Raw genomic sequence first — 14,905 nt, 5'->3', positions numbered from 1 at the left:
AGATTAAACAGCCTGACCGTAACCAACAACAAGGTGCTAAAAGTAACCGTCCTGCGATTAACGATGAGATCCGTGCAAAAGAAGTACGCCTTGTTGCAGCAGATGGAGAGCAAAAAGGTGTTGTTTCATTAACTGAAGCATTACGTGCTGCTGAAGAAGCTAATCTTGACCTTGTTGAGATTGTTGCTAATGCAGAACCGCCTGTTTGTAAAATCATGGACTATAACAAGCACTTATTTGATCTGAAGCAAAAGCAAAAAGATGCGAAGAAAAAACAGCATCAAGTGCAAGTGAAAGAAATCAAACTACGTCCAGCAACGGATGTAGGTGATTATCAGATCAAATTGCGTGCAATTTTGCGCTTCCTTGAAGAAGGCAATAAGGTGAAAATCACTTTACGCTTCCGTGGTCGTGAAATGGCGCATCAACAACTTGGTTTAGTTCAATTGCAAAAAATTGAAGCTGACGTTGCTGAGTTTGGCGTGATTGAACAAGCACCTAAGATGGAAGGTCGTCAAATGGGCATGTTGATTGGTCCGAAAAAGAAAAAGTAATTTTTTTCTTAAAAAAAGCACCGCTATATGCGGTGCTTTTTTATGTGTGAAATTTATCTAGTTAAACAAATACGATTCCTCACATTCAATATGTTTAAAAACGTTATTATGAAATGAGTGAAAATTACATAAAATTGAGAATAGGAAAGATCAATGTCTAAAATTATGGGTACCAATGAACTATCTAATATTAATCAGAAAGTTGTACAAGAGGGTGAAGTTTTACCGCAAGTCACATTGAAAGATGGTAGCCGTGTACAAACTGGAACTGTGGCGACCATGTTGCACAATATTAATTTATACAATGCTGGTGTTTGAGGTTCAGTTGAGAATGAATTGAGTGTGGCGGTTCCGACCTTATTTAAAGTGGGATTATTTGATTTGTTTAGCGTTGAGGAATGGATAAGTGGAAATAATGCCGGCCGAAAATTTGTTGGGGAAAAGGCAAAAGAATTTTTAGAAAAACAAGACAGACATCTTTAAGATACTCTTTGAATAGACTTTTATTGTTTCTTTTCGTGCTAGGCTGCTGATCAATAAGTATGAACTGTGCTATAACGCAACAACAGTCAGAATAAAGATGATAGGGCAACATAAATGATTGACTTATATTATTGGGGCACACCCAATGGGCATAAAATAACGATTGCATTAGAAGAAATGGGGCTTGAATACCAAATATTTCCGATTAATATTTTAGAAAATGATCAGTTTCAACCTGACTTTCTTAATATCTCTCCAAACAATAAAATTCCAGCTATTGTCGATCAAAATGGACCGCGTGGAGAACCGATCTCAGTATTTGAGTCAGGTGCAATCTTACAATATTTAGGTCGTAAGACTGGTCTATTCTATCCAACTGATGAACAAGAACGTGTTGAAGTTGAGCAATGGTTGATGTGGCAAATGGGTGGATTTGGTCCAATGCTTGGGCAAAATCACCATTTCAATAAGTTTGCCTCTGAACGGATTCCTTATGCGATTGATCGTTATGTGAATGAAACCAAGCGTTTGTATAGTGTCTTAAACAAACAGTTGATTGGTCAAAAGTTTGTAGCAGGTGAATACTCGATTGCGGATATGGCGATCTTACCTTGGGCATTGCGTTACGAATGGCAGGGCATTCAGCTTGAAGACTACCCGTATGTTCAAGATTATATTGAACGCTTAACGGCTCGTCCTGCGATACAAAAAGCTTTATCGATCAAAGTTGGATGAGTCTGAATCAAAAGGCTGGATGGAATTGCTATTTCAAACATTGGGTGATTGCAATGGGATTCCTCTTCATCACAGCAATTTTATGCAGCCTAATGCAGTATTTTCTTGGAATTGATATTTTCTGGTTTATTGTTTTCACCTTTATCGGAAGTCTCAGTTTAATTTTTTCATCTTTATTTGCTTGGTTACAGCTTGAAACTGGGAACTCATATTTCAGTACAGGGGTGTTTGTTGGATTTTTAAGTGTATATCTATTGTTATATATTTATCTTGACCTTACTGTGTCTATTGACTGGGCAGCAGTCTCTGCGGGTGAAATGCAAATGACGTGGTACCAAAAAATGGTCAAGTCTGATCTTACATTTTGCATCACATTTCTTTTTCCATTCATTTTTTCAGTCGCGCATTTTTCTGTCCGATCCAGAATAGCTAAACGCAAAAACTAATCCTTGGCAAAGTCTTGCTTTCAATCGTGTAAGCTTGATTCTTTTATAATTGTGTAATTTTTCATCTGGTCTGCGTATGTTCAAGCTACGATGATTTAAGTTCATCAAAGATAAGCATCATGCAAGCAAAAATATCAGCCCTTTATTTAAAAAAGCTTGGTTTTGAAGGAGATTTTTCTCCAACCTTGATTAATCTAAAACGCCTATTAAGTCTTCATGTGCAAGCTATTCCATTTGGCAATTTATCCTCTTTCTTAGGAAAAGAGGTTTCATTAGCGTCAGACCAAATTATTCAAAAATTATTGATTGAAAATCGTGAGGGTTATTGTTTAGAACACAGCAGCCTAACCAAAATCGCCTTAACAGAACTGGGCTATGAGACATATAACGTACTCGGTCGAGTGTATTATCAAAGCTCACCTGTGAGTACGCCTGTTCGGACGCATTTGGTCACACTGGTACGTATTGATCAGCAATTGTTTTTGTATGATCCTGGCTTTGGTGGTATGACCCCAACCATGGTTTTATCTCTTGATCAAATTGGTGAAACACAGCAGACACCACTCGAACCTTTTAGATTCGTTGAGCTTGCACAAAGTGGTTTGGATGCGACAGTGCTGACGGAAATGACATATATGCTGCAAGTCTGTATTCATAATCAATGGATCAATGTCTATGCGATTAACCCTCAACAGCAGATTACAGATGCAGATGCCTTGATTGCGAATTGGTATATTTCGACCTCGCCTGAATCCATATTTACTCAGTATTTAATGTTATCTACTGTCAATGCCGAAATGCGAATTACCTTAAAAGATCGTGTTTTACGAACGCATGGCAAAGGAAACTCTGATAAGAAAGAGTTATCTACTTTTGATGAGTTTGAGGATGTGATTAAAACAGTCTTTCGGATTGATATTTCGCAGGAGATGCTTGAAGAGACTTGGGCAAAATTAACCTTGAATCCATAGCCTTCACGTTATATGGTCTGCTCTTGATAATGTGTGGCTCAGAGTTTAAGAGAACCTTGTTTTGATGTCTTATTTGTTATTGTTTCTCTCCGCCTTCGGCGCTGCCACCTTATTGCCGTTACAGTCAGAAGCTGTATTAATGACGTTCTTGGTACAAGGGCTTTCCAATCCCTTTTATCTGATTTTGGTTGCGACCATTGGAAATGTCTTGGGTTCCTGTGTGAATTGGTGGCTTGGACTAAAGATTGAACATTTTAAAGATAAAAAGTGGTTTCCTGTTTCAGAACAACGATTGTTACAAGCACAGCAGATTTATCATAAATATGGCTTTTATTCCTTACTACTCAGTTGGACTCCTGTGATTGGTGATCCAATTACCTTGATTGCTGGACTGATGAAGGAAAACTTTTGGCGATTTTTATTGATTGTTACCATCGCCAAAGGCGGCCGTTATTTAACGTTATATGCTTTATATCTCGGGCTCTTTTAATGAAAAAGGGAAAGGCGGATTCTTTTCCGTTTTTTGTTTAGTGATCAGAACCTTTGGTAATATCGACTTTGAATAATTCATTGGTTTTAAACCAGCAATAACTTACTACGGCAAGTGTCATACAACCACCAAGAATAGTCGCAGTGATTGTGCCGAGGTATTTGGCAGCTAGACCAGATTCAAAAGCACCCAGTTCATTGCTTGAAGAAACGAACATTCCGTTCACTGCTGCGACACGACCGCGCATATTTTCAGGCGGGAAAATTTGCAAGATGGTTTGACGAACCACGACAGAAACACTGTCACAAGCACCGGTCATGGCTAAGGCAAATAATGAGAGCCACATATGATTTGAGAAGGCGAACAGAATGGTAAAAATACCAAAACCTGCTACCGCTAATAACATATTTCGCCATGCATGTTGCATTGGCGGAAATTTGGTCAGTGCAATCATGGTGATGAGAGCGCCAATAGATGGTGCAGCACGTAAATAACCAAGACCTTCAGGGCCGACTTTTAATATTTCTTCGGCAAAAATTGGCAATAAGGCAATCACACCACCAAACAAAACAGAAACAAGATCAAGCGAAATCGCCCATAATACAATTTTAGTTTTCCAGATAAACTTGAAACCATCAGTCAAACTTTGCAGGACATTCTCTGTTTCCATTTTTGGAAAAGTCCGTTTCTGTAAGCAATTAATTAAAATAAAGCAGATGACCAATAATGCAGTCACTGTAAAAAGGCTCTTTTCACGTCCCATAAAGGCCAGCATAAAACCGCCGAGCATAGGACCGATGATCACACCACTTTGCCAGCCAATGGTGGTCCATGTTGCACCATTGGCATACAGTTCACGCGGAATTAGAAAAGGTTTGAGTGAGGTCGCAGAAGGGTTATAGAAGCCACGAATAGTGCCTAAAGCAAAAATGACGGCATAGATTCCCCAAGAAAGAGTGCTGATTCCAATTTTTTCTAAACCATGTAAGTGGAACAGCGCCCAAAGCACTAAAGGTAAAGGAATCGAAAAGAATAAGCAGATTTTCATGATGGTCTGTTTATTTAGTTTATCTGCAAAATAGCCGCCCCATAATGATAATGTAATGAAAGGAATTGCTTCTGCTAAACCAATGAAACCTAAAGTGAGTGGGTCACGAGTGATTTGATACAGTGAATAAGCAACGATAATTTCCTGAATCAAAATTGCCAATGTTAAACAAAATTGATTAATGGTCACGATAGAGAAATCTCGATATCGCAATGCAGCAAAAGCATCATTTTGTGCGATCATATTCTTTTGAATTTAAGAGCTTGTACTTATTATAGATGTTAATTTTGTGGATTTTTCTCGTTATTTGAGAATTGATGATAGAAAATATCATTTATATAAAATAAGCAATTTGCTGTCAAAAAATGAGCATTTTACTTTGATTTTAGGTTGCTATGCTTTAGAATAGCGGCTCCCTTACCTGCAGGTCGTTATTGCAATGGTGCAAACGTTCCGAACAGGTGTTCAAAAGAGGTTGTTATGCCTAAGATGAAAACTCGCCGTGGTGCAGCTAAACGCTTCAAAGCGACTGCAAACGGTTTTAAGCGCAAACAAGCATTCAAGCGCCACATTTTGACCAAAAAATCTGCTAAGCGTATCCGTCAATTGCGCGGTTGTGTAATGGTTCACGTAAGTGACGTTGCATCAGTTCGTGCTATGTGCCCATACATCTAAGGAGATTATAAATGGCTCGTGTAAAACGTGGTGTAGTGGCTCATCGTCGTCACAAAAAAATTCTTGCTCGCGCTAAAGGTTACTATGGTGCTCGTTCACGCGTTTACCGCGTAGCGTTCCAAGCGGTAATCAAAGCTGGTCAATACGCGTACCGTGACCGCCGTCAAAAGAAACGTCAATTCCGTGCTTTATGGATTGCGCGTATCAATGCTGGTGCTCGTTTAAACGGTTTGTCTTACAGCCGTATGATTGATGGCTTGAAAAAAGCTCAAGTGATCATCGACCGTCGCGTATTAGCTGACATCGCTATGCATGATGCAGTTGCATTTGCTGCTTTAGCTGAAAAAGCTAAAGGCGCATTAGCTGCATAAGCTTAGAGATTCAAAGAAGGCCGCTTTTTAGCGGTCTTTTTTATTTCTAGTGAATTGGATTTTCAATAATAGATAATAATCAGAGATAGATGATGCAAGATGAACAATTTTTAAATGATTTAATTCAACAAGTCCAACAAGGTCGCTCATTTAAATATTTATATTTTTGGGGGCATACTCCAAAGCAAACCAATCATGTGGACAAGAGCTGTTTTAGCCAGTGGTTTCCATCACCATTTAAACAGAATGGCGTTGAATATCTCACGGCAGAACACTATATGATGGCGCAAAAAGCTAAACTCTTTAACGATGATGAGATATTTAATCAGATTTTGAAAGTCAAACATCCAAATGAAGTAAAAAGCTTAGGTCGTAAAGTACAGAACTACGATGAGCAGATATGGCAAGAGAACCGTTTTGGAATAGTGGTACAAGCAAACTTGGCAAAATTCTTGCAGAACTCTGAATTGAGAGATTTTTTACTTGCTACACATGACCGTATTTTGGTTGAAGCATCGCCTGTCGATAAGATTTGGGGGATTGGCATGGCACAAGATCACCAGCATATCCAAGTGCCGAGCCAATGGCAGGGATTAAACTTACTTGGTTTTGCACTTATGCAGGTTCGATCAAAACTTTCGGCACAATGCGGTTAAAATCTTAGGTGATGATATGCGCAGACAATATCATTTTAGGCTAATTGGCGAAGATATTTATATTTGGGATGTCCATCGCTTGGTTAAGCTGACAAATAAGTTCGTCGCCAAGAGAGTACAACTGGTTAATATTCAAGAACTCAATGAAGCCTATTGGTTTCCGGATCAATCTCCGACCACACAACAAATCATTGAACACTTTCAATTAGTGCAAGAGGCTGATCTGAGTTATCCGATTATCTTGTGTGCGCAAGGGCGTGTGATGGATGGTATGCACCGTGTCGCTAAAGCAAGTTTACTTAACCAAACTGAGATTCTAGCAGTACGTTTTGAGCTAACACCTGAACCTGATTTTATCAATGTAGATGAAGATGATTTGGATTACGATGAGTAAATCAAAGCTATGATTTATTTTAAGATTACATAAACCCAAACATGTTTGATTAGACTTTTCCCCTTGAATCTTTTTAGATTAAACAAAACAGCATTAGGATAAAAAATATGTTAGTGAGTGTAGAAGGGCTACAACAAGGTGCATTTGAAACAGAAATGAGTGTGTTGCCTAGAAAGGGAGAAACCATTCGAATTTTTTATGGATTGGATGCTGAAGTTGAAGGAGAAATTGAAAATGTCCATCATATTGTTAATCAGCATGATGGTGGACATAAAGTTATTATAAAAATTAGACCAACTTATTGATCAATAAAATTAAAACCTAGATGAGTCATCTAGGTTTTTATATTTTGTATCGTTATAGACCAAAATAATATGCAACGAGACAGATAATCACAGTGAGTATAATGAGTTTAATTACACCTGATGTACCAACTTTATGATGTTGAGTTTTATCTAGTTGATGTGGGATTTCCATGGTTCGGTCAATGATTTCAGGTTCTTCTGCTGTCAGTTGGGCCGTTTGATAATGATTTGCTGTTTTCACAATTAATTTTGCAAACAAATCATCGGTTTTCTGTGAGAAATTACGGAGATTAATTTGTTCTTCGGGACTCATTAATTCGCCCATGGGTGCATAAGGATGTTGTCTTTTTTGTTCTAAATAATCAGTCAAAGCTTGAGTACGATGTAATAAGCTGTGTGCGCAATCTGCGGGATAATCTGTTGGAATAATCGCAAGATTTTGGCTAGAAAGAGATTCAGAATTTGTTTCATAGCCATAAAATGGGAAGTCCTGTTGTTCAGGTTCTGAAAAATGTTCTGCATATTTGCTGCTAAATAATTCTTTTTCTAGAAAAATGGAAATTTGATTCCAATTTACTTTTTGTAAATCTGCTTCAATTTTCTTAGAGAATTTATCATTCAACTCATAACGCCAAAACACTTCTTGATGGAGTGTTGTTTGTTGGGAAGAGGGTGCTTTAAAGTCTTGATCGCTATTATCCCATTCAGCCAGTTCATCCCCACAAATCCAAGCGGTTTTTTTATTGCCTTGATGACTTACGATAAAATGAGCGAATGGAAGTAGCTCAACATTGGCATTCGGGTTTTGCTCATCGTTCAACACGCTGGATAAATGCAAGCTGAGTTTTTTAACGCCTTGTTTTTTTAAACCTTCAAGCCAGATCTGGAAATGTTGTGCTAATAGATGCTGTGAAATTAAGTCTCTAAAAATTAGTCTATTTTTATTAAAGATTGGATGTTGAATCCAGCGACTAAAATTAAGTTCTCCTGTGAGAAACTCATTGCCATATGTCACAAGTGTAAGTTGTTGTTTCCAGATTTGATTAAGCGCCATCGTTGTAATTTCTCATTGACGATATCGGTATCTTATACATTTTATTCAGTTATTGAGCATCTTTTTACGAAAATTTAAATGATTGATAGGAGAATCAGTTTTTTATATTTTCAAAATTTCGAATAAAAAAGGACTCTATTTAAACAGTCGTTTATCTTCATAAACTAGGTAAAAAGCTGATAAACTATAGCGTTTTATTATATTTCTATATTTTGTTGCTTTGAGAGTTACTATGTCACTGGAAGCCCTGACCACTGAAGCGCTTGCTGCCATTGCAGCGGCTCAAGACCTTGCTGCACTCGATCAAGTTCGTGTGCAATTTACAGGGAAGAAAAGCCAGCTCGCAGAACAGTCGAAAGCACTTGGAAAAATGGATCCTGAAGAGCGCAAAATACAAGGTGCTGCGATTCATGCGGTTCGTGAAGCAATCAATACTGCTTTGACCGAGCGTCAACAGACATTACAACAAGCTGAGCTTGCAAAACAATTGGCAAGTGAAACCATTGATATTACGCTACCAGGTCGTGGTCAGCGCATGGGAAGTATCCATCCCGTGACTCAAGTACAAGACCGTATTTGCCAGTTTTTTACAAAGGCTGGATTCCAAATAGCACATGGTCCTGAAGTTGAAGATGATTATCACAACTTTGAAGCTTTAAATATTCCTGGGCATCACCCAGCACGTGCGATGCACGACACGTTCTACTTTGATGCAACGCATTTGCTGCGTACCCATACTTCAGGTGTGCAAATTCGCACCATGGAAACTAGTCAGCCACCAATTCGTATTGTATGTCCAGGCCGTGTTTATCGTTGTGACTCAGATCAAACGCATTCACCGATGTTCCATCAAATCGAGGGTTTATACGTAGCAGAAAATACTAGTTTTGCTGAGTTAAAAGGTTTGTTGATTAACTTACTCAATGAATTCTTTGAAAAAGATTTGAAAGTACGCTTCCGTCCTTCTTATTTCCCATTTACTGAGCCAAGTGCTGAAGTAGATATTATGGATGAGAGTGGTCGTTGGTTAGAAGTTTTAGGTTGTGGCATGGTGCATCCAAATGTACTGCGTGCTGCAGGGATTGATCCTGATAAATACAAAGGCTTTGCTTTTGGTTTAGGGGTAGAGCGTTTTGCGATGCTGCGTTATGGCATCAATGATTTACGTATGTTCTATCAAAACGACGTGCGTTTCTTACGCCAGTTTGCCTAAAAGTTTTTCAGGATTAAATAAGGTTTATATACATGAAAATTAGTGAAAATTGGTTACGCACATGGGTGAACCCAGCGATTGATAGTGAAACACTCTCTGATCAATTGACTATGTTGGGCTTGGAAGTTGACGAATTAGCACCTGTAGCAAAACCGTTTACGGGTGTGGTTGTTGGTGAAGTCCTCACGGTTGAGCAGCATCCAGATGCAGATCGTTTACGTGTAACCACGATTAATATTGGCTCAGGCGAACCGTTGCAAATCGTATGTGGTGCGCCAAATGTTCGCGTGGGCATGAAAGCCCCTGTTGCAACGATTGGTGCTGTATTGCCAGGCGATTTTAAAATTAAAAAAGGCAAACTGCGTGGTGTTGAATCTCAAGGTATGCTCTGTGGCGCATCTGAAATTGATTTAGAAGACAAAATTGACGGGTTGCTAGAATTGCCTGCTGACGCACCAGTAGGTGTGAATATTCGTGAATATTTAAAACTTGATGACAATGTCATTGATATCAGTATCACACCAAACCGCGGTGACTGTTTTAGTATTCGTGGAATTGCACGTGAAATTGCAGTCATTAACCAGCTTGGAATAAATGAGCCGAAGATTCAGCCTATTGCAGCAAATATTGCTGATGACAAAGCGGTCAACATCAGCACAGAAGGTACGCCACGTTATTTAGGTCGTATCGTTAAAAATGTGAATGTAAAAGCGACAACTCCTGAGTGGATGGAACAGGCATTGGCGCGTTCGGGCATTCGTACCCATAGTATTCTGGTGGATATTACCAACTATGTGTTACTTGAACTCGGCCAACCGATGCATGCTTTTGATTTGGCAAAAATCGAAGGTTCGATTCAAGTCCGCCAAGCGCAGCCACAAGAAAAATTGACGCTGTTGAATGATCAAGAAGTTGAATTGCAAGATGACATCATGGTCATTGCTGATGATCAAAAAGTTTTAGCGATTGCAGGTATCATGGGTGGCTTGGACTCATCGGTTACGAATGATACTCAAGATATTTTCCTTGAAAGTGCTTTCTTTGCGCCTTTAGCAATTGCTGGTCGTGCACGTCGTTTTGGTTTACATACTGATTCATCTCAACGTTATGAGCGTGGTGTCGACTTCGAGTTGCCAATGATTGCAATGCACCGTGCTTCTGAGCTGATTCAAGCTTTTGCTGGCGGTGATTTTGGTCCAATTACGGTTGCTGAGCAAGAGGCTTTATTGCCGAAGCGTGAAGCGATTGAACTGAAGAAAACACAAGTTGATCAATTGCTGGGTTATGAAGTTGCTGGTGATTTTATTGCTGATGCGTTAGCGCGTTTAGGTTGTGAGGTTGAAACTAAAGCACAGGGCGAGTGGCATGTTGTTCCACCATCTCATCGTTATGATATGGTCATTTATCAAGATTTAATTGAAGAAGTTGCCCGTATTCATGGCTATGACAACATTCAAATTAGTTTGCCAAAAATTGATGTCAAATTAGAAAAATATCAAGACCGCTTTGAGATTGCACAGTTACGTCAAACCATTGCAACATTAGGTTATCAAGAAGCGATTAGCTTTAGCTTTGCCGATGCAAAACTTGAAAAGCAATTGAATCCAAATGTACATCCATTGATGTTGGCTAATCCGATTTCAAGTGATTTGGCGGCAATGCGTAGTACATTGTTGTCGAGTTTGATTCCTTGTGTTCAGTACAACTTAAACCGTCAGCAGCAACGTGTTCGCTTCTTTGAACTCGGTTTACGCTTCGATTATCAAAATGCGCAAACTATTCATGATCTAAAACAGATTCCAACTTTGGCCTTGATTGCAGTAGGCGCTCGTGTACCTGAATCTTGGCATGCAAAGCCACAAGCGATGGATTTCTTTGATTTCAAAGGTGAGATTGAGGAAATTTTAGCTGCTGGGCGTGTAGGTGTTGAGTTTATCCGAACTGAACGTGCGTGGTTGCATCCAGGGCAATCTGCGGAAATTTTAGTGAATGGTGAATCGATTGGTTATTTCGGACGTTTACATCCTTCTTTAGAAAATGCACTCGATTTGGGCATAACTTGGGTGGCTGAGCTAGATCAGCAGGCTGTTTTGCAATCTTATGTATCTAATTTTACAGAATTATCACGTTTTCCATCGGTTAGACGTGATATTGCGCTTTTAATCTCTGATAAGATTGAGGTAAGAGATATTCAGCGGTTAATTGAGCAAACTGGTGGTGAGTTACTCGACTCGGCATGGTTGTTCGATGTGTATACAGGGCAAGGGGTCGAAGCAGGCAAACGCTCTTTAGCTTTTGCAGTACTCTGGCAACATCCAGCTCGTACGCTTGAAGATGCTGAAATTAAATCTGGTATGGATAACATTATTCAAGTGTTGGAAGACACTTACCAAGCGACATTGAGGGCCTCATGACAGCATTAACAAAAGCAGAGATGGCGGACCATTTAAGTGAGCTTACTAGCTTAAATCGCCGTGAAGCAAAACAGATGGTCGAGCTTTTTTTTGATGAAATTAGCCAAGCATTAATAGCGGGCGAACAAGTCAAACTTTCTGGGTTCGGTAACTTTGAATTACGTGATAAACGTGAACGTCCTGGGCGTAACCCTAAGACCGGTGAGGAGATCCCGATCTCTGCTCGTCGAGTGGTGACATTCAGAGCAGGGCAGAAGTTTAGACAGCGCGTTGGAAATGAGCAGATCGATTGATCTGCTTTTTTTTTATGTTTACATAATATTTTCATTATAAATTTTAAGCATTAAAAAAGAGGACTATAAGTCCTCTTTTCTATAATCTAAAATTAGATTATTGTGCAGCAGAAGCTTCAGAAGCAGCAACATCAGAAGCAGCAGCAGCAACATCAGAAGCAGCAGCAGCAACATCAGAAGCAGCAGCTTCAACAGCTTCAGTAGCTTCAGAAGCAGCAGCTACAGCTTCAGAAGCAGCAGCGTTAGCATCAGCAGCAGGAGCTTCTTCTTTCTTAGAGCAACCAACGAAAGCTAAAGTAGTAGCAATAGCAGCAGCAACAGCGAATTTCTTGAATAACATGGCATCACTCTCATAAAATTGTGAGATTAAAAAAAACCGGAAGTTAGTCTGTTTGTGCTTTTAATATTCCTAAACGCTTAGGTAACAACGCAGGGAGCAGCCTAACTGGTCTAACGCTATCGTATCAAAGCAAATTGTGAATTACTATAGTCCTGTCCAACAAAACGACAAAAATTGACAAAAATTGGCTATTTTTTGATAGAAAATAACTATGAAAATGAATTTTTGAATCGGATTCCTAGAAGATTTTGGTGCTTTTATAAAATTAAATTTATATAAAACATGGTCTTATTGTTTTATGGTGATTTTAAATTATTATGTAAATATTCTGTAAGTATGTCAACGAAAAAAGAAAAGCCACCATAAGGTGGCTTATTTATATAGAAATTATGTTGTCGCTTTACGCTTCATCTGATCAAAGAAATCATCATTTGTTTTGGTTTCTTTCATACGGTCTAATAAGAATTCCATTGCGGCAAGCTCATCCATTGGATGTAATAGTTTACGTAAAATCCAAACTTTACGTAGGTTATCTTCATCCATCAGACGCTCTTCACGACGAGTACCAGATTTCTTAATATTCATTGCTGGGAATACACGTTTCTCAGCAATACGACGATCAAGTGTGATCTCTTGGTTACCTGTACCTTTAAACTCTTCGTAAATTACATCATCCATCTTACTGCCAGTTTCAATCAATGCAGTAGAGATAATCGTGAGAGAGCCACCTTCTTCAATATTACGCGCAGCACCAAAGAAACGTTTTGGACGCTCTAAAGCATGTGCATCCACACCACCAGTGAGTACTTTACCTGATGACGGAATGACAGTGTTATAAGCACGTGCAAGGCGAGTAATCGAGTCAAGAAGAATGACAACATCTTTCTTGTGTTCAACTAAACGTTTTGCTTTTTCAATTACCATTTCAGCAACTTGAACGTGGCGGGCAGGTGCTTCATCGAAAGTTGATGCAATCACTTCACCACGAACAGTACGCTCCATTTCAGTAACTTCTTCAGGACGTTCGTCAATAAGAAGAACAATCAAGAATACTTCAGGATTGTTGCGGACGATAGATTGCGCAATGTTCTGTAATAACATTGTTTTACCCGCTTTTGGCGGTGCAACAATAATCGAACGTTGACCTTTACCAATAGGTGCAACCAAATCGACAACACGAGAGGTTAAATCTTCGGTTGTGCCGTTACCTAGCTCCATTACCAACTGTTCGGTTGGAAATAAAGGTGTCAAGTTTTCAAATAAAATTTTATTACGTGAGTTTTCAGGCGTATCGTAATTAATTTGATTAACTTTTAATAAGGCAAAATAACGCTCGCCTTCTTTAGGTGGACGAATCGTACCTGTAATGGTATCACCAGTACGTAAGTTAAAACGACGAATTTGGGATGGGCTAACATAGATGTCATCTGGTCCTGCTAAATATGAACCAGCAGCAGAGCGTAGGAAGCCAAAACCATCTGAAAGAATTTCGAGAACACCATCACCAAAAATTTCTTCACCATTCATCGCATGGCGTTTTAAAATGGCAAAAATAATATCTTGTTTACGGTTACGTGCCATGCCTTCAAGGCCCATAAACTCCGCAATTTTAATGAGTTCGCCAATGGGTTTTTTCTTGAGTTCAGTTAAGTTCATAATTGGTCAGACAGAATGGAATAAGTGGAGGACTACGTTAGGGAAATGATAAAAAAATCGACCGCATACATACATGCTGATGTAATTGTATTCGTACAATCACGATTCAGTAGTCTGGTTCATTGTTTCAGAGAGAAATGTAAAACAATTGTTATTGCCGAGCGGCGATCTTATGTTTTGTGTCTTGTAAGAAGCGCAATGAAGTAGATTCCATTCAAAGCTTCTTGACTAAGAAATATAGTTGAAATCTTCTGAATTGTCAATTTTTAACAAGAAATACGCTATTTATTTCATAACGTATTTCTATTTTGACAGTCAAATTATCATATTAGATATTTTGGTCAATAAATGCTGCAAGTTTTGAACGAGGTGCTGCGCCAACTTGTTGCGCAACAACTTCGCCATCTTTAAACATTAATAAAGCTGGAATATTACGAATGTTGTATTTAACAGCAGTTTCTTCACATGCAGTTACGTCAACTTTAACGATTTTTACCTTTCCTGCATATTCATTTGAAAGATCTTCAAGTACAGGTGCAATGGCTTTACAAGGCGCACACCAGCCAGCCCAAAAGTCTACAAGTACAGGAGTTCCAGCATCTAAAACATCTGCTTGGAAGTTTTCATCAGTTGTATTAACAATAGTCGCAGACATGAGGTTGCTCCAAATTTAAGAAATAAAGTGCGAATATGATCATCTTCATGATGAATATTACAGTGCTACTCTACTCAATGTAAGGGTTTGTTCTGATTATTCAAGTTTGAAAGTGAAAAGTCTAATGGATGCTCACGATGTTGATCATCGAC

At 39.0% G+C, this 14,905-nt stretch carries 18 protein-coding genes and 1 pseudogene; 14 read left to right on the top strand and 5 right to left on the bottom strand.

The window, feature by feature from the left end; translation table 11 throughout:
• Positions 1-2: 2 nt before the first annotated feature.
• The 6 genes and pseudogenes from infC (at position 3) to NGC85_RS13700 (ending at position 3,679) form a co-directional block, all read left to right on the top strand.
• Positions 3-554, top strand: a complete 552-nt coding sequence (infC, locus tag NGC85_RS13725) for a translation initiation factor IF-3 (RefSeq protein ID WP_081400523.1) — start codon at positions 3-5, stop codon at positions 552-554.
• A 153-nt stretch (positions 555-707) separates the two neighbouring features.
• Positions 708-1,037: pseudogene (locus NGC85_RS13720) on the top strand (hypothetical protein).
• Between the two features lie 114 nt (positions 1,038-1,151).
• Positions 1,152-1,772 carry a glutathione S-transferase N-terminal domain-containing protein gene (locus tag NGC85_RS13715; RefSeq protein WP_254731892.1) on the top strand — a complete coding sequence of 207 codons (621 nt, stop codon included), beginning with the start codon at positions 1,152-1,154 and terminating at the stop codon, positions 1,770-1,772.
• Positions 1,769-2,218 (top strand): hypothetical protein, encoded by a 450-nt coding sequence (locus tag NGC85_RS13710; protein WP_254731890.1) that lies wholly within the window; start codon positions 1,769-1,771, stop codon positions 2,216-2,218. The genes NGC85_RS13715 and NGC85_RS13710 overlap by 4 nt, the downstream gene beginning before the upstream one ends.
• Before the next feature lie 119 nt (positions 2,219-2,337).
• A complete protein-coding gene (locus NGC85_RS13705; RefSeq protein WP_254731888.1) occupies positions 2,338-3,189 on the top strand; it encodes an arylamine N-acetyltransferase in 852 nt (283 codons plus the stop codon).
• Between the two features lie 64 nt (positions 3,190-3,253).
• Positions 3,254-3,679 (top strand): YqaA family protein, encoded by a 426-nt coding sequence (locus NGC85_RS13700; RefSeq protein ID WP_254731886.1) that lies wholly within the window; start codon positions 3,254-3,256, stop codon positions 3,677-3,679.
• A gap of 37 nt (positions 3,680-3,716) precedes the next feature.
• On the opposite strand, the gene NGC85_RS13695 is transcribed toward NGC85_RS13700, so the two are convergent.
• On the bottom strand, positions 3,717-4,967 hold the full coding sequence (locus NGC85_RS13695) for an MFS transporter (RefSeq protein WP_254805611.1): 1,251 nt from the start codon (positions 4,965-4,967) through the stop codon (positions 3,717-3,719).
• 240 nt (positions 4,968-5,207) lie between these two features.
• Between NGC85_RS13695 and rpmI the strand changes: the two genes are divergently transcribed.
• From rpmI to NGC85_RS13670, 5 genes are all read left to right on the top strand, one after another.
• On the top strand, positions 5,208-5,402 hold the full coding sequence (gene rpmI / locus NGC85_RS13690) for a 50S ribosomal protein L35 (RefSeq protein ID WP_004804484.1): 195 nt from the start codon (positions 5,208-5,210) through the stop codon (positions 5,400-5,402).
• Positions 5,403-5,413: 11 nt separating this feature from the next.
• Entirely contained in the window at positions 5,414-5,773 is a 360-nt protein-coding gene (rplT, locus tag NGC85_RS13685) for a 50S ribosomal protein L20 (protein WP_004664213.1), read from the top strand.
• Between the two features lie 92 nt (positions 5,774-5,865).
• Positions 5,866-6,429: an NADAR family protein gene (locus NGC85_RS13680; protein WP_254805610.1), complete on the top strand. Its 564-nt coding sequence runs from the start codon at positions 5,866-5,868 to the stop codon at positions 6,427-6,429.
• A gap of 16 nt (positions 6,430-6,445) precedes the next feature.
• Positions 6,446-6,823, top strand: a complete 378-nt coding sequence (locus NGC85_RS13675; protein ID WP_254731884.1) for a hypothetical protein — start codon at positions 6,446-6,448, stop codon at positions 6,821-6,823.
• A gap of 107 nt (positions 6,824-6,930) precedes the next feature.
• Positions 6,931-7,128: a hypothetical protein gene (locus NGC85_RS13670; protein WP_254731882.1), complete on the top strand. Its 198-nt coding sequence runs from the start codon at positions 6,931-6,933 to the stop codon at positions 7,126-7,128.
• A gap of 52 nt (positions 7,129-7,180) precedes the next feature.
• Here NGC85_RS13670 and NGC85_RS13665 read toward each other — a convergent pair whose 3' ends face one another.
• Positions 7,181-8,182, bottom strand: coding sequence for a hypothetical protein (locus NGC85_RS13665; protein WP_254731880.1), 1,002 nt, complete (start codon positions 8,180-8,182; stop codon positions 7,181-7,183).
• A gap of 232 nt (positions 8,183-8,414) precedes the next feature.
• On the opposite strand from NGC85_RS13665, the gene pheS reads away from it, so the two are divergent.
• Genes pheS through NGC85_RS13650 form a run of 3 tightly spaced genes read left to right on the top strand, consistent with a single transcriptional unit; the run spans position 8,415 to position 12,102 of the window.
• Positions 8,415-9,395, top strand: coding sequence for a phenylalanine--tRNA ligase subunit alpha (pheS, locus tag NGC85_RS13660; RefSeq protein ID WP_254731878.1), 981 nt, complete (start codon positions 8,415-8,417; stop codon positions 9,393-9,395).
• A gap of 32 nt (positions 9,396-9,427) precedes the next feature.
• Entirely contained in the window at positions 9,428-11,809 is a 2,382-nt protein-coding gene (pheT, locus tag NGC85_RS13655; protein ID WP_254731876.1) for a phenylalanine--tRNA ligase subunit beta, read from the top strand.
• Positions 11,806-12,102 carry an integration host factor subunit alpha gene (locus NGC85_RS13650; protein ID WP_004664224.1) on the top strand — a complete coding sequence of 99 codons (297 nt, stop codon included), beginning with the start codon at positions 11,806-11,808 and terminating at the stop codon, positions 12,100-12,102. Before pheT ends, NGC85_RS13650 begins: the two co-directional genes overlap by 4 nt.
• Before the next feature lie 97 nt (positions 12,103-12,199).
• On the opposite strand, the gene NGC85_RS13645 is transcribed toward NGC85_RS13650, so the two are convergent.
• The 3 genes from NGC85_RS13645 to trxA all read right to left on the bottom strand — a co-directional run bounded on the left by NGC85_RS13645 (position 12,200) and on the right by trxA (position 14,753).
• The gene (locus NGC85_RS13645; RefSeq protein WP_254731874.1) at positions 12,200-12,442 is read right to left on the bottom strand and encodes a hypothetical protein; all 243 of its coding nucleotides are present in this window, start codon (positions 12,440-12,442) and stop codon (positions 12,200-12,202) included.
• A 387-nt stretch (positions 12,443-12,829) separates the two neighbouring features.
• Positions 12,830-14,098 (bottom strand): transcription termination factor Rho, encoded by a 1,269-nt coding sequence (rho, locus tag NGC85_RS13640; protein WP_005051687.1) that lies wholly within the window; start codon positions 14,096-14,098, stop codon positions 12,830-12,832.
• A gap of 328 nt (positions 14,099-14,426) precedes the next feature.
• The gene (trxA, locus tag NGC85_RS13635) at positions 14,427-14,753 is read right to left on the bottom strand and encodes a thioredoxin (protein WP_005051689.1); all 327 of its coding nucleotides are present in this window, start codon (positions 14,751-14,753) and stop codon (positions 14,427-14,429) included.
• Positions 14,754-14,905: the final 152 nt, after the last annotated feature.

Origin of the sequence: Acinetobacter sp. Z1 (assembly GCF_024296945.1) — a bacterium.
Lineage (GTDB): Bacteria > Pseudomonadota > Gammaproteobacteria > Pseudomonadales > Moraxellaceae > Acinetobacter > Acinetobacter beijerinckii.
This window is presented reverse-complemented; position numbering and strand designations above follow the sequence as displayed.